We start from the raw sequence: 18,100 nt of genomic DNA on the forward strand, positions 1-18,100 counted from the left end.
GCGCTGTCCACTTCCCCACCGGAGAAAAACAACAATGGGAATGCTCACCGAGTTCAAGGAATTCGCCATGCGCGGCAACGTCATCGACCTCGCCGTCGGCGTGGTGATCGGCGCGGCCTTCGGCAAGATCGTGACGGCGCTGGTCGAGAAGATCATCATGCCGCCGCTGGGCTACCTGATCGGGCGCGTGGATTTCTCCAGCCTGGCCTGGACGTTGTCGCCAGCCCGGATCGGACCGGATGGCAAGGAGATCCCGGCGGTGGTGGTTGGCTACGGCGACTTCATCAACACCGTCATCCAGTTCGTGATCGTGGCTTTCGCGATCTTCATCGTGGTCAAGGCGATCAACCGGCTGTCTCGCAAGAAGGAAGCTGCCCCGGCGGCGCCGGCCGAAGAAGTGGTGCTGCTGCGCGAGATCCGCGACAGCCTGAAGAAATGAGGTATCGGGCGCCTATGGGCGCCCCTCCCACCTGTAGAGCCGAGCCCACGCTCGGCTGATCTGCAAAAGGCAGCCGAGCATTGGCTCGGCTCTACAGAAGCAGGCGAAAGCCCCGCCCCGGCGGGGCTTTCGCTTTGCCGGTCATGGCGGAAAACAGCGTTCGCGCCAGCCATGACCTCCCGCCCATGCGCCGGGCTGAACGACTGTTAAGCTCCAAGGCTTAGGTCCCTTCCCGGAGTTGTTCATGCGTCGCCGCGTCCTTGCCATCGCATCCTCCCTCGCCCTGCTGGCCGCCCCGGCCTTCGCGGCGCCGCACACCACTACCCTGCCCCCGGCGTCGCTGGCCACCGCCGCACAGCTGCGCGACCAGGCGCTGGCCGATGACACCGGCTGGAAGGTGGTCGAGTCGCTCACCACCGAGATCGGTCCGCGCATCGCCGGCAGCGAAGCCGATGCCCGCGCCGTGGCCTGGGCCGAAGCCAAGTTCAAAGCCCTGGGCTTCGACAAGGTGTGGAAGGAGCCGGTGACATTCCCGAAGTGGGAGCGGCGCAGTGAACACGCCGCCGTGACCGGCAGGAACCCGCAGCCGCTGCAGATTACTGCACTGGGCGGCAGCCCAGGCGGCACCGTGGAAGCCGAGGTGGTGCGCTTCGCCGACCTGGCCGCGCTGCAGGCCGCACCGGCGGGCTCGCTGAAGGGCAAGATCGCCTTCGTCGATTACCAGATGCTGCCGTTCCGCGATGGCCGCGATTACGGCCGCGGCGGTGCGATCCGCAGCAAGGGGCCGTCCGAAGCGATCCGCAAGGGTGCGGTCGGTTTCCTGATGCGCTCGGCCGGTACCGACTCGCACCGCGTGCCGCACACGGGTATCACCCGTTTCGATGACGGCCTGACCCCAGTGCCGTCGGCCGCGCTGTCGGTGCCCGATGCCGACCAGCTGGCCCGCCTGCTGGCGCGTGGCAGCACCACGGTGAAGGTGGCACTGGATTGCGGTTGGGATGGCACCGCCACCTCCTACAACGTGATCGGCGAGATCACCGGCCGCAGCCTGCCGAAGGAAGTGGTGGTGATCGGCGGTCACCTGGATTCGTGGGACCTGGGCACCGGCGCTGTCGATGACGGCGCAGGCGTGGGCATCACCATGGCTGCAGGCCACCTGATCGGCCAGCTCAAGCAGGCACCGAAGCGCACCATCCGCGTGATCGCCTTCGCCAACGAGGAACAGGGCCTGTATGGCGGCAAGGCCTATGCCGAGGCACACGCCAAGGACGTGGCCCTGCACCAGCTGGCCGCCGAGAGCGACTTCGGCGCAGGCCGCATCTACGCCTTCAATACCGGTTCGCCGAACCCGGAAGGCTCGCGCGAAGCGACGAAGCAGATTGCCGAAGTGATGAAGCCGCTGGGCATCGAGTACCAGGCCGACAAGGGGGGCCCGGGTCCGGACGTCGGCCCGCTGGCCGCCAAGGGCGGCGCGTGGGCGTGGCTGGCGCAGGACGGCTCGGACTACTTCCACCTGCACCACACCGCCGACGACACGCTGGACAAGATCGACCCGAAGGCACTGGCGCAGAACGTGGCCGCCTACACCGTGTTTGCCTACCTGGCGGCGGAAGCCGATGGCGGCTTCGGCAGCGAGGCCAAGGCGACCACGCCGCCGAACGAGTGATGCGCTGGCGCCGGGCCATGCCCGGCGAGTGCAGCGGGAAGAGCGGTGCGAACCGAGGTTCGCACCCACCGGGCAATGGCGTGGGTCAGAGCCCTCGCCCTGGCGAGGGATCTGACCCCGATCCTGTCAGCCCTCCCACACGCTGGTGTTGCGCACGCCCAGCAGTTTCGGGTTGAACAGCGGATCCTTGCCGGCCTGGCGATGCTGCTCGTAGTCGCGCAGTGCGGCCAGGGCAGGCCTTTGCAGCAGCAGGATGGCGATGATGTTCAGCCAGCTCATCAGGCCGACGCCGATGTCACCCAGCGACCAGGCCACCGTTGCACTGTTCACCGCCGAGTAGCCGGTCGCTGCCAGGAACAGCAGCTGGAAGACGCCCATCAGCCACGCCGTCGGCCGATCGCGGCACAGATAGCTGACGTTGGTCTCGGCCATGTAGTACAGCGCGAGGATGGTGGTGAACGCGAACGGCAGGATCGCCAGCGCCACGAACGAACGGCCGAAGCCCGGCAGCGCCGATTCCACCGCATGCTGCACGAAGCGTGGCCCGGCCTCGACGCCGGGCAGATTGCCCAGCAGCAGGCGCGCGTCATCGGGAATGCCGTTCACCGCCGGGTCGTAGACGTTGTACAGGCCGGTGGACAGGATCAGGAAGGCGGTCGCACTGCACACCACCATCGTGTCGATGTAGACCGAGAACGACTGCACCAGGCCCTGCTTGACCGGATGCGAAACTTCCGCGGCGGCGGCCGGGTGCGCCCCACTGCCCATGCCGGCCTCGTTGGACAGCACGCCGCGACGCACGCCCCACTGGATGGCAGTACCGATCATCGCGCCGAACGCTGCATCCACGCCGAATGCACTGCGCAGCACCAGCATGATCACCTCCGGCAGCTTCTCCGCGTTGAGCACCATCACCAGCGCCGTGACCAGCAGGTAGGCCACGGCCATCAGCGGCACCACCCATTCGGCCACGCGCGCAATGCGCCGCACACCGCCGATGAGGATGGCGCCCAGCACCACCAGCAGAACCGCGGTGGTGGTCATCACCGGTACGTCCCAGGCTTCGTTCACCGCACTGGTGATCGCATTGGACTGGGTGCCGGCCAGCATCGCGCCCGCCAGCACCGTCACCAGTGCGAACAGCACGGCATACCAGCGTTGGCCGAGGCCTTTCTCGATGTAGTACGCCGGGCCGCCCCGGTACTGCCCCTTGCCGTCGCGATCCTTGTAAATCTGCGCGAGCGTGGATTCGATGAAAGCACTGGACGCGCCGAGGAAGGCGACGATCCACATCCAGAAGATCGCGCCGGGGCCGCCGAAGGCGATGGCCATGGCGACGCCGGCGATGTTGCCGACGCCCACCCGGCTGGACAGCGAAAGGGACAACGCCTGGAACGGCGACACCCCGGCATCGGAGCGCTCATGGCGGAACATCAGGCGCAGCATGTCCGGCAATGCACGCAGCTGGATGAAGCGCGTGCGCACGCTGAAGTACAGGCCGGTGAGCAGGCACAGCACCACCAGGTAGGGGCTCCAGACGACGCCGAGGATCGTGTTGACGATGGATTCGATGTTCATCGGCGGCCCCTCAGAAGAACATGCCCAGGGCGACCTGGGGGCTGATGATGCGGCCGGCGTTGCGGCCGGCCACGCTGAACTCGACACCGGCGATCAGGCCCAGTGACGGGCTGAAGTGGTACTCCACGGCCGGCGCCAGGGTGACGCTGCGGCTGGCCGGGCGATGCTCTTCGATCCGTTCGATCGCACCGCTGCTGTTGCGTGCGAAGCCGCTGAGGCGCTGGCCTGTCTCGCGGCTGGCGGCCACCTCCATCACGCCCACCCAACGCGAATTGAAGCTGTACTCGGCGCCGACCGACAGGCCCAGCACCGACCCGCGGGAGATATGTCCCTGGAAGCTGTCATCGGTGCCGTAGACGCTGGTGCCGGATATGGCGGTGCGCGACGGTGCCGGCCCGGCACTGAGCTGGGCACGCCAGCGCACGGGGCGGTCATTGCCCAGCCACACGACCTGCTGCACGCCCAGCGCTGCAGTGGTGCGCTGAACGCCGTCGCCCTGCGCATCGAGCGGATTGCCGGCGATGCGATCGTGGCTGCCGGTGCTGAAACGCTGCACCAGCGCGACCGAGATGGCCGGACGGGTGCCATCGGCATTGGGCGCCTGCAGCAGGTACTGCAGCCGCGCGGTGGTGTCACCGGCACGGAAGCCGCTGCTGCGCGCACCGCCGGACTCCGAGCGCGATGCACTGAGATTGACCTGGCCCATCACCCGGTCGCTGAAGCCATAGATGATCGGCACCACAGTGGCCCATGCGCCGCTGTGCTCGGCACTGCGGCGGCGATCACCGTTGTTGTCGTAGTGGTCGCGACTGTCGACCCGCACCAGATAGGGTTCGATGTACCAGTTGCCCTGTGGCAGTCCGGCCGGGTTGGGGGTGATCAACGGGCCGGTGAAGTTGACGCCGTCCAGGCTGCGTTCTTCGGCCTGCGACGGGGAGGCTGCAAGCGCGCAAAGCAACAGCAGCAGGGATGCGCGCATCGCGTGGGGTTGGATTCGATGCATGGGAACCACTCCTGTTCGACGTTGGATGGACGTCCACCGTGCGATGCAGGATGCGGCTCAACAATGAGACAAATTCTAAAAGTGCGTACGCGTGCATCAAGCATGCTTGATGCATCCTGATCAGTCGCAATCAACCCATTTCATGGACTGCACCCGGCGTGCGATCCGCGTGATCATGTCGATGCTCCGAGGGATCTGCGCAAAAAACCCGGCCACGAGGGCCGGGTTTCAGATCGACACGCGATGAAACAGCCGCGTCAATCGTCGCGACGGCTCGCCCACTGCGCCAGCAGCACCGCCGTGGCCGAGGCCACGTTCAGGCTCTCCACCGCGCCGCTGCCGGGAATCGAGACCTGCAGGTCGCACGCACCCGCCAGGCTGCGGTCCATGCCTTCGCCTTCGGCGCCCATCACGTACACCAGGCGGGCCGGCAGCGAGGTGCGGAACACGTCGTCCCCCCCTTCCACAAGGGTCGCGGCCAGGCCGAAACCGGCGGCACGCAGCTGCGCCATCGCCAGGGCGGTCTCCGGCAGCTGCACCAGCGGCACCGCTTCGGCACCGCCCTCGGCCACGCGCGCGGCGGCACCGGACAGCGCCAGCGTGCTGCCGGCCGGCAGCAGCAGCGCCTTGGCACCGAAGTGGGCTGCCGAGCGCAGGATCGCGCCGAGGTTGTGCGGGTTACCCACGCCATCCAGCCACAACGCCAGCGCCGGGCCGTCACCGACCTGCTGCAGCCACTGCGCCAGCGGCAGTGCCGGGGCGCGCAGCATGTCGGCCACCACGCCTTCGTGATGGGTGGTGCCGGCCAGCTTGTTCAGATCGCCATCCTCGACCACGCGGTAGCCCACGCGGTTGGCCACGCACCACTTCAGCAGCGGCTGCAGGCGCGGAATGCGCGCCTCCAGCAGGTACAGCTTGCGCAGCGCCTGCGGCCGCACTTCGAACGCGGCCAGCACGGCATTCAGGCCGTACAGGCGCAGCTCGTCGCTGCCACCGCGCCCACCACCGCCCGTGGCCGGCACCTCCGGGCGCGGCAACGGCGTTGCGCGCGGCGGACGGGCGGACGGGCGGCGGTTGTTCCAAGGGTTGTTCACTTACACACTCTCCTGCTTGCGCTGGCGCCAGAAATCGGCGTTCTTGATGCCCAGGGCATCAGGGTCGAACACCGGATCCAGGCCCAGCTTCTTCTGTCGTTCGTAGTCACGCAGGGCCAGCATCGCCGGCTTCTGGATGATGAGGATGGCAATGATGTTCAGCCAGGCCATCAGGCCGACGCCGATGTCACCCAGCGCCCAGGCCAGGGTCGCATTATGGAACGCGCCGAACACCACCATGCCGATGATGCCCAGGCGCAGCAGCAGCACGGTCAGCGGCCGCTTCCTGTTGTGGTTCACATAGCTGAGGTTGGTCTCGGCCATGTAGTAGTACGCCATGATGGTGGTGAAGGCGAAGAAGAAGATGGCCACCGATACGAACGCCGAACCCCAGCCCGGCAGCACCGCTTCCACGCCGGCCTGGGCGTAACCGGCGCCTTCGGGAATACCGGCCAGGCCCTGGAAGATCGGCGCGGCGCCCTCCACCGGCGAGTACACGTTGTAGGTGCCGCTGGCCAGGATCAGGAACGCGGTGGCGGTGCACACCATCATGGTGTCGAAGTAGATCGCGAAGGCCTGCACGTAACCCTGCTTGGCCGGGTGCGAGACTTCCGAGGCGGCCGCAGCGTGCGGGCCCGAGCCCTGGCCGGCTTCGTTCGCGTAGATGCCGCGCTTGATGCCCCACTCCACCGCCAAGCCCATCATCGCGCCGAACGCGGCATGCGTGCCAAAGGCGCTCTTGAAGATGATGCCGAACATTTCCGGCACGCGGTCGTAGTTGATGATCATGATGATGATGGCCATCAGGATGAAGCCGGCGGCCATGAACGGCACCACCACCTCGGCGAAGTTGGCGATGCGCTTGACGCCACCGAAGATGACCACGCCCAGCAGCAGCGCCACCACGATGCCGATCCCCAGCTTCAGCGCCTGCACCGATTCCATGCCGAAGACCTGGCCATCGAGCGGACCGCACAGCGCGGTGCCACGGCAGGCGTTGATGATGCTGTCGGCGATGGCGTTGGCCTGCACGCCCGGCATCAGGAAGCCTGCGGCGATGATCGTGGCGACGGCGAAGGCCAGCGCATACCACTTCAGGCCCATGGCCTTTTCGATGTAGTACGCCGGGCCACCGCGGTAGCGGCCTTCGGCGTCCTTGGTCTTGTAGATCTGCGCCAGGGTGCATTCGACGTACGAGGTGGATGCGCCAAGGAAGCCCATCACCCACATCCAGAAGATCGCACCGGGACCGCCGAAGGCGATGGCGGTGGCCACGCCAGCGATGTTGCCGATGCCCATGCGGCCGGCCATCGACATGGCCAGCGCCTGGAACGAGGACACACCGGCGTCGGATTTCTCACCCCTGACGGTGAGGCGGCACATCTCGAAGAAGCCACGGATCTGCATGAAGCGGGTGCGCAGGCTGAAGAACAGGCCGGCGCCCAGGCACACGAAGATCAGTGCCTTGCTCCAGATGATGCTGTTGATGAAGTGTACGGTTGCTTCCACGCGCGCTCTCTCCAGTCGGCGGGTTGTAAGGACGTCCCGTCGGCTGGAGGGGACCGGTCGATTCTCCCTGATCGCAGGCCGCTGCGGTAGCGCTGTTTTGCAGAGCCGAGCCCATGCTCGGCTTGGGCCCCCGAGGGCAGCCGAGCATGGGCTCGGCGCTACAGCGGCCAGCCCGCGTGTTCAGGGCAGCTGCGTGCGCACCCGGGCGAAACGGCGCAGGTCGTGCAACACGCCGCGCTTGTAGACCGCACAACGCTCCACGCCTTCTTCCTGGAAGCCGTTCTTCTCCAGCACCCGGGCCGAGCCGAGGTTGAAGTCGACCACGGTGGCCTGCAACCTGAACAGGCGCAGCTCATCCATCACCCATGGGGCGAACAGGCCGACCACGCGGGTCATCAGGCCCTGCCCCCAATAGGCCCGGCCCAGCCAGTAACCCAGTTCGGCGGTATGCCCACGCTCGGCCACGCCCTGTTGGGCACCGACGCTGCCGCAGGCCTGGCCGTCGATCTCGATGGCCAGGTTCAGGGTGCCGGGAGCCAGCACGCGGCCGGCGAGGAAGGCCTCGCCATCCCCGCGCGTGTACGGGTAAGGGAAGCGGTCGCGCAGACCGCGCGATACCTCGGCGTCGTTGGCGTGGCGCAGCAGGGAGTCCAGGTCATCCGGGCGCCAGGGGCGCAGCTGGAAACCGTCACCCTGTAGTGGCGGGGTCAGAGCCCTTTCCGTTCCGGAAAGGGATCCGCCCCGGCCGCCCCCGTCGGCGCGCGGGTCAGGCATGCCCGCCCACCGACGGCGATTCCGCTTCCTGCTTCTCCAGTTCGCGCTTCACCGCTTCCGGCGAACGAGTGTACGGCGCCAGCCGCGCGTAGAACGCCGGCACCACGAACAGCGACAGGAACGTCGAAAGAGTCACGCCGAAAATGATCACGATGCCGATCGTGCCACGGCTGGCCGAACCAGGACCACCGGCGACCACCAGCGGGATCGCGCCGACCACGGTGGCGATCGAGGTCATCAGGATCGGGCGCAGGCGCACCATCGCCGACTCGATGATCGCCTCGCGCACGCTGCGCCCATCGTCGCGCAGCTGGTTGGCGAATTCGACGATGAGGATGCCGTTCTTCGCGGCAAGGCCGACCAGCATCACGATGCCGATCTGGCTGAACAGGTTCACCGTACCGCCACTCACCCACAACCCGACCAGCGCGCCGAGTACGCCCAGCGGCACGGTCAGCATGATGGTGAGCGGATGGATGAAGCTCTCGAACTGCGCCGCCAGCACCAGGTACACCACCAGCAGCGCCATCGCGAAGGTCAGCAGCACTGCGCCGCCGGCGCTCTGGTACTCGCGCGATTCGCCCTTCCAGTTCACCTGTGCGTACTGCGGCAGCTCTTCCTGGGCTACGTTCTGTGCCCAGGCGATGGCCTCGCCCAGCGGATAGCCCGGCGCCAGGCCGGCACTGATGGTGATCGAGCGCAGTCGGTTGAAGCGGTTCAGGGTGCCGGCCTCGGCCACTTCACTCAGCGTGACCAGGTTGGACAGCGGCACCAGCTCGCCGGAGTTGGCGCGCACGCGGATCGCGGCCAGGTCGGCCGGGCTGGCGCGACCATCGCGACCGGCCTGCACCAGCACGTCGTACTCCTCGCCGTTGTCGACGAAGGTGGTGACGCGACGCGAGCCCATCATGGTTTCCAGCGCCGAACCGATCGCGGTGACCGGCACGCCGAGATCGGCCGCACGCTGGCGGTCAATGTTCACCCGCATCTGCGGCCGGGTTTCCTTGTAATCGGAATCGGGGCCGACCAGGCCGGGATTGTCGGCCATGCGCAGCAGGATGCGGTCGCGCCACTGCGCGATCTCGGCATATTCCGGGCCGCCCAGCACGATCTGGAACGGTTGGCCGCCGCTGCGCACCAGGCCACCACCCACCTGCGTGCGTACGCGCACGCCGCGGATGGTATCCAGTTCCTTCTGCAGGTCGTTGGCGACTTCGGGCGTACCCTCGCTGCGCTGGCGCCACGGCTGCAGGAAGATGCTGACGCGGCCGGTATGCATTTCCTCGCTGGCGCCCCAGCCGCCCGGCACGCGGGGGTTGGCACGCACGATCGGCTTGTCCGGGCCGACATGCGGTGCCAGCAGCGCTTCCACCTGCTGCACCTGCTGCACGGTGTAGTCGTAGCCGGCGCCTTCCGGGCCGTCGATCATGATCTGGAACGAACCACGGTCTTCGGCTGGCGCCAGTTCCGACGGCAGCAGCTTGAGCAGGCCCCAGCTGGCGGCCAGCGCAGCCACCATCACCAGCAGGTAGATCCAGGTGCGGTCGACATGGTGATCAAGCACTCGCCCATAGGCACCCGCAAGGCGTTCCAGGTTGCGGTTGATGAAGCCGTGCAGGCCTCGCGGAGCCTGCCCGGTATGCGGCTTGAGCAGCTTGGAAGCCATCATCGGCGTCAGTGTGAGCGCAACGAACGCGGACAACGCCACGGCAGCGGCCAGCGCCACGGCCAGTTCGCGGAACAGTCGCCCGGTGTTGCCTTCCAGGAAGCCGACCGGCAGGAACACCGCCACCAGTACAGCGGTGGTGGCGATCACCGCAAAGGCGACCTGCGCGGTACCGCGCTTGGAGGCCACCAGCGGAGGCTCGCCCAGGTCGATGCGGCGCTGCACGTTTTCCACCACCACAATCGCATCGTCCACCACCAGGCCGATGCACAGCACCAGCGCCAGCAGGGTCAGCAGGTTGATCGAGAAGTCGAACGCATACAGCGCGATGAACGCCGCCACCAGGCAGACCGGCACCGTCACCGCCGGAATCAACGCGGCGCGGAAGCTGCCGAGGAACAGCCAGATCACCGCCAGCACCAGGATCATCGCTTCCACCAGGGTGGCGTAGACGCGGTCCACTGCAGCTTCGATGAAGGTGGTGTTGTCGAAGGCGACGAAGATCTGCGTGCCCTTGGGCAGGGTCAGCGCCACCCGCTCGGCCTCGGCGCGCGCCGTGCGTGCCACGTCCAGCGAGTTGGCGGTGGAGGTCTTGACGATGCCCAGGCCGATGCCGGGCTCGCCGTTGCTGCGGTAGTACGCGCGGCGTTCGGCCGAGGCCAGCTCGATCTTCGCCACGTCGCCCATGCGCACCACGTAGCCGTCGCGGCCCTTGCCCAGCGGGATGGTCGCGAAATCCTCGGGCTTGATGTAGTTGCGTTCCACGCGCAGGGTGAAATCGCGGTCGGTCGACTCGATGCGGCCGGCCGGCAGCTCCACGTTCTCGTTGCGCAGTGCGGTTTCCACGTCGCCGGTGGTCAGCCCGCGCGCGGCCAGCTGGTCACGGTCCAGCCAGATCCGCATCGCATAGCGCTGGCGGCCGCCGATGCGGACCTGGGCCACGCCATCGAGGCTGGAGAAACGATCGACCACGTAGCGGTCGGCGTAGTCGCTCAGCTCCAGCGTGTCCATGGTCGAGGACACCATGTTGAACCAGATGATCGGGTCGGCATCGCTCTCGACCTTGGCAATCTCTGGTGGCCGCGCCTCTTCCGGCATGCGGTCGGCGACACGGCTGACCGCATCGCGCACGTCGTTGGCCGCCGCTTCGATATCACGGTTGGAGGTGAACTCGATGCTGACCTGCGAGCGGCCGTTGGTGCTGCGCGCGTTGATCGTATCGATGCCTTCGATGCCGGCCAGCGCATCTTCCAGCACCTGGGTGATGCGGCTTTCGATGACCGCCGCCGACGCGCCGGTGTAGTCCACCGACACCGAGACGATCGGAGGGTCGATGGCGGGCAGCTCGCGCAGGGTCAGGCGGGTGAAGGACATCACGCCCAGCACCAGCAGCAACAGGCTCATCACCACGGCGAACACCGGCCGCTGGATGGAGATGTCGGACAGCTTCATCCGCCGTGGCCCTCGGCCGCGACCGGCGCCGGCGCGTCAGCCGGTTTGGCGCCGGAGGCCGGTGCGGCGTCCTTCGCAGCAACCTTCAGGCCCGGGCGCAGCTTGCCGGTGCCATCGACCACGATGCGCTGGCCCGCTTCCAGGCCCTGCCGGATCTCGACCACGCCGGCACGGCGCGCGCCGGTGGCCACGTCCACCCGCTCGACACTGTCGTCGGCCTTGATGCGGTACACGAAGGTATCGCGGCCAACCTGTACCACGGCGATTTCCGGGACCACCAGCGCCGGGCGCTCGGGGCGGAACAGGCGCACGTCCAGCAGCATGCCCGGGCGCAATGCATGGTCGCCATTGGCGAAATCGGCGCGCACGGTCACCGCACGGGTGGCCGGATCGATGCGCGCATCGATGGTGCTGACCACGCCCTCGAAGGTGCGGCCCGGCCAGGCCACGCTGGTGGCACTGACTTTGTCACCAACACCCAGCGCAGCCAGCTCCACTTCCGGCACCTGGAAATCGACATGCATGTGCTCGATGTCGTCGAGCGTGGCGATGACCGTGGTCGGGGTCAGCAGCGATCCCGGGCTGACCTGGCGGATGCCGAGCACACCGGCAAAGGGCGCACGCACGCGTCGGTCACCAATGTCTGCCTGCATCTGCATCACGCGTGCCTCGGCGGCGTCGCGGATCGACTTCTGCGTATCCAGCGTGGCGCTGGAGACCAGACGCTGGGCGGCCAGTTCGCGCTGGCGCTTGTACAGCTGATCGGCTTCATGGAAGGTGGCCTGCGCCTGCACCAGTGCGGCTTCCTGGGCCTGCCCGCGCAGCGTCACGATCGGCGCACCGGCAGCAATGTGCTGGCCGCTCTCGAAGTGCACTTTCTCGACGATCTCGCTGACTTTGGCAGTGACGCTGATCGACTCGCGCGCCTTGGCCGTGCCCAGTGCCTGCAGGGTGTCGTTCCACTGCGTGGGCTGCACGACCTGCGCAGTGACCGGCACCGCTTCGCCCTGCCGACGTGCGGCGGCCTCCTGTTTGCCTGCGCACCCGGCCAGCACGGCCAGGCTGAGGCCGAGGGCCAGGGTCGAAGCGATACGAGCCAACATGAACGGTCCTGATTGATCCACGGTCGCCGAGTGTAGGCAAGTGCCCATAAAAGCGGTATGTGCCAAGCGTTTACCGGCGTGGAACCAAGGCTGCGATAGCGCCTTGAACCCGTTCCGTGCAAGGCTGCCATGGGCAGTGTCGGCGTGTGTCGGGGTGTATCCGGTGGTGCACCACCGCGGCCGTCATCGTAGAGTCGAACCTGCCCGACCGAGGGCGTCGGGCGGGGACGGATCCTGGCGGGGATCCGGCCCCGTTTTTTTTATGCCCGGCGGATCAATACCGGTAGTTCAACTTCATCCACACGCTGCGCCCCGGCTCGTTGATCCGCACCGGGTCGGCCGGGAAGCCGAAGTCGGCGCTGCCGGCCAGGTTCAGGTGCTCGCTGTAGGCGCGGTCGAACAGGTTGTCGACGCCGGCGCTGAGCTGCAGCTGCGAACTGAAACGGTACGCCGCATTGAGCGCGAAGGTGGCAAATCCAGCGCTCGGCCCGAGGTCCTGCGCGACCACGTTGCCCTGTCCATCTGCGACACGATGCTGATGGGTCACCGCACGCAGCAGCGCACCGGCGCTCCAGCGCTGGCCCTCCCAGTTCGCACTCAGGCGCGCTTCCAACGGCGGCATCTGCGGCAGCGGACGCTGCTGGTCGCGGTTTTCTCCCCAGGCATAGGCCAGCGTGCCGCCCAGCTTCCACTGCTCGGTCAGGCTCACTTCCAACCCGGCCTCGGCACCGGCAATGCGCGCCTCGACGTTGCTGGCCTGGCTCATGCCCATCATGCCGCTGCCGTGGTAGGTGAACAGGATGTAGTCCTGGATCTGCCCGGCATAGGCCGAGACCCAGGCCTGCACGCGCGGTCCCTTGTACTGCAGGCCCACATCGAGCTGGGTGGTGCGCTCGGGCTGCACGCCGGTGAACGCGTTCACTGCACCGGCCGGGCCATGGTTGGGCGAGAACAGCTCCCAGTAGTCGGGCATGCGCTCACTGTGACCGAGCCCGGCGTACCAGGTCAGGCCATCGGCCAGGTCCTGCTCGTAACGCAGGAAACCGCTGCCGAGCCACGCCTTGCGCTTCTCGCCGGCCGTTGGGTTGGGCCGGCTGCCCATCATTCCACGGATGGACTGCCGCTCATCACGCACGCTGGTGCGATCGATGCGCAGCCCGCTGATCCAGCGCTGGTCGGTGCCGGCGCCGAGGGTCAACTCGGTGAACACGCTATAGCGGCGGAAGTTGGCATCGGTCTCCCAGGCGGCCTGGCGGTAGGTGTCGCGGCCCATGCCCATGCGGCCACGATGGCGGCTGTCTTCGCCGTCCACACCCGCCACCAGTTGCACGTCCTGCCAGCCCCACTCGGAACTGACCCGGCCGCCCTGGGTACGGCGGTCCACGTTCGACGCCATCGGCATCGGCATCATGCTGTTGGGATTCGGCGTGCGCAGCGTGTAGTTGTCCATCACGTGGTCGGCCTCGTTGTAGTACACGTTGGCCTGCAGCGTGTCCCACGCACCCGGCAGGTTGCGCTTCTCGAAGCGCGCGGCATAACTGGTGCGTTCGAACGCAGCACCGTCCATGCCGCGCCCGGCGTAGCGCGCGATCGCATCGCCGGCACCGGCGGAGATTTCCAGCAGCGTGTCGGCATCCAGCGTCCAGCCGATCGCCACGTCACCGTTCCACTTGCGCCACTTCGATGGCACCACATCGCCGTGGCCGTCCTTGTAGTCATCGGCTTCGGAACGGTTGCCGCTGGCGCGCACATAGCCGGTCGGGTTGCCCAGGGTCAGGTCCAGCACCTGGTCGTTGCGGTTGCGCGAACCGACCAGCGCGCTGGCATCGGCACGCAGGCCCGGTTCCTCGAAGCGCGGTGTATCGCGTTCGAAGCGCACGGTGCCGGCCGAGGCACCTGCCCCCCAGCGCACGCTCTGCGGGCCCTTGATGATGGTCAGCCGGTCGAAGCTCTCCGGTGCGATGTAGGACAGCGGGTTGTCCATGCGCGACGGGCAGGCACCGATCAGGTTGCCATCGTTGCTGAGGATGTTCAGGCGCGAACCGAACATGCCGCGCAGCACCGGGTCGCCGTTGGTGCCGCCATTGCGGATGGCGGAGAAGCCGGGGACGGTCTTCAGGTAATCGGCACCGTCGCTGGCCGGCACAGGCTGCCGCGGCAGGCGCGGATCGGTCACCCAGTGCAGCGGCGAGGACGGTGCGGCGGCGGTGACCACCATCGTGTCGAGGGTGCGCGCCTGCTCGGCAGGCGCAGCATGGGCCAGTGACGCGGCCACGGCAAAGCCAAGGGCAACCGGCAGGCGCGCGCAGGCGCCCGCGGGGCGGGAAGTCATTTTCATCGGAACAGCTCCAAAGTACGCACGCGCGCACGGCGCCCGGTCAGGCGTCGTGCGGCAGATTCGATAGGGACATCAGCGGACGATGGCGGGGCGCGGTGGCCCACGTGCGGCGTGCGCCGGCCAACGCAGTGCCGGCAGCACCTGTTGCGACCACGGGAATACCAGCCGCGGCCGCCACAGCAACGGCAACAGCAGCACCAGCACCGCCAGCCACGGCAGCAGGCGCATGGCCAGCACGCAGTATTCGCAGGCTTCGCCGTGCATGGCGTGGGGGTCGGCCGGGCGGTTGGGTGCTGCCTGCGAAGCGCCATGCGGGTCGTGCCCGGCCATGGTCATGTCGTGCATGTCATGTCCCATGGCCGCGTGGTCCATGCCTGCCATCGCCGCGTGGTCCATCGGCGGCGCCTGCAGCGCGCGGCTGACCAGTGGCGCAAGCACCATCAGCAGCGTCGCCAGGACGGCGAGCTGGAGCAGAAGGCGCTGCGGGCGGGACAGGCGGGTCACCGCGCTAGTGTAGAGGCAGGTCCAGGGTTGCCCTGTGCGACGAACCGTCGCAGGAGGGGGTTCATCGGCAGGGCTGCGCCCTGCACCCGCTGCGAGCTGGAGCAACAGCAACAGCCGAAGCAAAAGCGGGCTTCCTGTAGGTAGGCGGGGTGGGTCCGGTTGCGGGGGACGCCGTAAATACGTCCATGTAGGCTCGGTCGCCGCTTGCTCGTGTGCGCTGTCCTGCGCACACGGCAAGACCGGGGTTGGGCGTCCTGCCCAACCCGCCCGAGGCATGCCTCGGGCCCATGCGGCTCACGCCCCCGCAACCGGACCCACCCCGCCTTCGACAGCTTCCCGCGATCTGCAGGAGATCCACGCCATGCGTGGATGAATCTCCATCGGAATCGAATATTTCGAATTGGAATCGAAAAGCATCCACGCATGGCGTGGATCTACTGTGTCGACCAAGGTCGACACCTACCAACAGCCATCGGGATCTGTCAGAGGCGGGGCGGTGTGGGCAGGCAGGACCGTTGGCGCCATGGATGGCGCCATCGAGCCCCCAAGGATGGGTTTAAGGCGTGTCCTGCCTGCCCACACCGCCCCGCCCCCCACGGAAGCCAGCTGTTGCTGTTGCTTCGGCTGTTGCCATTGATTCGGCGGGTGCAGGGCTGCAAGCCCTGCTCGACCAACCCCTCACACCGTGATGGTCTGGGTCAATGACTCCCACGTCGGGGGCACCGGCCACGCTGCGGCCTGGTTGCCATCCAGCACCCTGCGCAGGTCGCGCGGATCAATCTGCGGTGCCAGCACGTGCACCAGCTCCAGCGCGTAATCACGCAGCACGCGGTCGCGCGGCAACACCGCCCAGGCGATGCACTCGCTGATCGGATCCGGCGCCGGCCACGACCTCAGGTCTTCGTCATTGGAACTGACCGCCATCTCGGCCAGCAGGCCTACGCCCAGCCCCGTGCGCACGTAGGTCTTGATCAGGTCGGCATCGAGCGCGGTCAGCGCCAGGTCGGGCACCAGCCCATTGGTGGCGAAGGCGCGTTGCAGGGATGAGTTCGGTCGGGTTGAGGATTCGTAGCTGATCAGCGGCTGGCGGGCCAGCGCGGCCAGGTCCGGTGCGCGGCCGGCGCGGTCCAACGGGTGGCCCTTGGGTACCACCACCAGGCGTCGCCAGCGGAACAGCGGCACTGCGATGCCATCGGTCGGCTCACCGCCTGCGGTGCTGATGATGGCGATATCGGCGTCACCCTGGTTCAAGCGGTCCAGCGCGTCGGTTTCACCGGCCTGCTGCAGGTGCACGCTGACCTGCGGATAGGCCTGCTTGATCGCCGCCACCGCCGGCGGCAACACGAAGCGCGCCTGGGTGTGCGTGGTGGTCAGGATCAGCTGGCCCTGGCTTTCGCGCCGCTGGTTTGCCGCGTACGTACGGATGTTGTTGGCTTCGGCCAGCACCGCGCGGGCACGCGCGATGACTTCGGTTCCGGCCGGGGTAACCGACTCCAGGCTGCGCCCCTTGCGCACGAACAGCAGGAAGCCGAGCTCGTCCTCCAGCTGCTTGAGCTGCTTGGACAGGCCGGGCTGGGTGGCGTGCACGCGCGAGGCGGCCAGCGTGATGTTCAGCTCGGCGTCGGCGATGGCTACCAGGTAGCGCAGCTGGGTCAGCGTCATGGGCAGGCAGGCGGCATGGGGCGGAAGTCCACTCTAGGGTCAATTGCCGTCACCAGCTTATAACCAAAGGTTGTTTAAGAAAGGTATCTGGTCATTTCCGGGCGTCATATGCCGGCGCTACGGTCAGCCGGCAGCCGCTGGCCTGAACGGCCAGCCCTCCCCCCTTCGCCCGCCGTAACCCGGCGCGGCCCCGTTTCCGGAGCGCTCCCATGGCCCTGTACGACTCCATCCTCGATACCGTCGGCAACACCCCCATCGTCAGGCTGCAGCGCCTGGCGCCGCCACAGGTCAGCGTCTACGCCAAGGTCGAGTCGTTCAACCCGGGCGGCTCGGTGAAGGACCGCCTGGCACTGGCGATCATCCTCGATGCCGAAGCACGTGGCCTGCTCAAGCCGGGCGACACGATCGTGGAGGCCACCTCGGGCAACACCGGCGTAGCACTGGCGATGGTCGCCGCCGCGCGCGGCTACAAGTTCGTGGCCACCATGGTCGAAACCTTCTCGGTCGAGCGCCGCAAGCTGATGCGTGCCTACGGCGCCAAGGTGATCCTGACCCCGGCCGCCGAGCGCGGCAGCGGCATGGTGCGCAGGGCGGCCGAGCTGGCCGAGCAGCACGGCTGGTTCCTGGCCAGCCAGTTCGCCAACCCGGCCAACCCGGCGTATCACCGCAACACCACCGCTGCCGAGATCCTGCGCGACTTCGCCGGCAAGCGGCTGGACTACTTCGTCAGCGGCTGGGGCACCGGCGGCACGCTCACCGGTGTCGGCGAAGTGCTGAAGGTGGCACGCCCGCAGACCCGCATCATCGCCACCGAACCGGCCGGCGCCGCCCTGCTCAAGGGGGATGACTGGAAGCCGCACAAGATCCAGGGCTGGACCCCGGACTTCGTGCCGGACGTGCTCAACCGCGACGTGGTGGATGAACTGGTCTCGGTCGAAGATGATCGCGCGATCGCCACCGCGCGTCGCCTGGCCGCCGAGGAAGGCATCTTCGTCGGCATCTCCGCCGGCGCCACCGTAGCCAGCGCGCTGGACATCGCTGCCCGCGCTGAACCGGGCTCGGTGATCCTTGCGATGCTGCCGGATACTGGTGAACGTTACTTCTCCACACCGCTGTTCGCCGATGTGAACGAAGGATCCGACGACGACTGGCTGGCCGGCTTGCCGTAACAGCCGGGGTCAGAGCCTATTCCGTTCGGAAAAGGATCCGCCCCCTTCCCGCTTCAGCCTGCGTGAAGGCGTCGCCCGCCATCGTGCGCGAAGGCCGTTGGATCGCAGCGCGTGAGACGGTCATGACGCAGCATCGATGCCCT

Annotated in this window: 13 protein-coding genes; 3 read left to right on the plus strand and 10 right to left on the minus strand. The window is 67.5% G+C overall.

Features of this window, described 5'->3' with window-relative positions:
- Positions 1-34 precede the first annotated feature (34 nt).
- On the plus strand, positions 35-439 hold the full coding sequence (mscL, locus tag ACZ75I_RS15535; RefSeq protein WP_072167632.1) for a large-conductance mechanosensitive channel protein MscL: 405 nt from the start codon (positions 35-37) through the stop codon (positions 437-439).
- A 244-nt stretch (positions 440-683) separates the two neighbouring features.
- Entirely contained in the window at positions 684-2,105 is a 1,422-nt protein-coding gene (locus ACZ75I_RS15540; protein WP_180867420.1) for a M28 family peptidase, read from the plus strand.
- 126 nt (positions 2,106-2,231) lie between these two features.
- On the opposite strand, the gene ACZ75I_RS15545 is transcribed toward ACZ75I_RS15540, so the two are convergent.
- The 10 genes from ACZ75I_RS15545 to ACZ75I_RS15590 all read right to left on the minus strand — a co-directional run bounded on the left by ACZ75I_RS15545 (position 2,232) and on the right by ACZ75I_RS15590 (position 16,788).
- Entirely contained in the window at positions 2,232-3,683 is a 1,452-nt protein-coding gene (locus tag ACZ75I_RS15545; protein WP_180867418.1) for an alanine/glycine:cation symporter family protein, read from the minus strand.
- 10 nt (positions 3,684-3,693) lie between these two features.
- Positions 3,694-4,686, minus strand: coding sequence for a hypothetical protein (locus tag ACZ75I_RS15550; protein ID WP_180867415.1), 993 nt, complete (start codon positions 4,684-4,686; stop codon positions 3,694-3,696).
- Between the two features lie 257 nt (positions 4,687-4,943).
- Positions 4,944-5,780 carry a TrmH family RNA methyltransferase gene (locus ACZ75I_RS15555; RefSeq protein WP_472958230.1) on the minus strand — a complete coding sequence of 279 codons (837 nt, stop codon included), beginning with the start codon at positions 5,778-5,780 and terminating at the stop codon, positions 4,944-4,946.
- Positions 5,781-7,289 (minus strand): alanine/glycine:cation symporter family protein, encoded by a 1,509-nt coding sequence (locus ACZ75I_RS15560; protein ID WP_472958231.1) that lies wholly within the window; start codon positions 7,287-7,289, stop codon positions 5,781-5,783.
- 180 nt (positions 7,290-7,469) lie between these two features.
- Positions 7,470-8,063, minus strand: a complete 594-nt coding sequence (locus tag ACZ75I_RS15565) for a GNAT family N-acetyltransferase (RefSeq protein WP_472958232.1) — start codon at positions 8,061-8,063, stop codon at positions 7,470-7,472.
- Complete coding sequence (locus ACZ75I_RS15570; protein WP_472958233.1) at positions 8,056-11,181, minus strand: efflux RND transporter permease subunit; 3,126 nt, start codon at positions 11,179-11,181, stop codon at positions 8,056-8,058. The genes ACZ75I_RS15565 and ACZ75I_RS15570 overlap by 8 nt, the downstream gene beginning before the upstream one ends.
- Positions 11,178-12,284 carry an efflux RND transporter periplasmic adaptor subunit gene (locus ACZ75I_RS15575; protein ID WP_154351330.1) on the minus strand — a complete coding sequence of 369 codons (1,107 nt, stop codon included), beginning with the start codon at positions 12,282-12,284 and terminating at the stop codon, positions 11,178-11,180. Before ACZ75I_RS15575 ends, ACZ75I_RS15570 begins: the two co-directional genes overlap by 4 nt.
- Before the next feature lie 274 nt (positions 12,285-12,558).
- Positions 12,559-14,622 carry a TonB-dependent copper receptor gene (locus ACZ75I_RS15580; RefSeq protein WP_472958235.1) on the minus strand — a complete coding sequence of 688 codons (2,064 nt, stop codon included), beginning with the start codon at positions 14,620-14,622 and terminating at the stop codon, positions 12,559-12,561.
- A 72-nt stretch (positions 14,623-14,694) separates the two neighbouring features.
- Positions 14,695-15,126, minus strand: a complete 432-nt coding sequence (locus tag ACZ75I_RS15585) for a DUF2946 domain-containing protein (RefSeq protein ID WP_061479312.1) — start codon at positions 15,124-15,126, stop codon at positions 14,695-14,697.
- A 678-nt stretch (positions 15,127-15,804) separates the two neighbouring features.
- Positions 15,805-16,788 (minus strand): LysR family transcriptional regulator, encoded by a 984-nt coding sequence (locus ACZ75I_RS15590; RefSeq protein ID WP_061479313.1) that lies wholly within the window; start codon positions 16,786-16,788, stop codon positions 15,805-15,807.
- A 209-nt stretch (positions 16,789-16,997) separates the two neighbouring features.
- On the opposite strand from ACZ75I_RS15590, the gene cysK reads away from it, so the two are divergent.
- Positions 16,998-17,957: a cysteine synthase A gene (cysK, locus tag ACZ75I_RS15595; RefSeq protein ID WP_061479314.1), complete on the plus strand. Its 960-nt coding sequence runs from the start codon at positions 16,998-17,000 to the stop codon at positions 17,955-17,957.
- The last annotated feature ends 143 nt before the right edge of the window (positions 17,958-18,100 follow it).

This window comes from Stenotrophomonas sp. X (genome assembly GCF_055721025.1).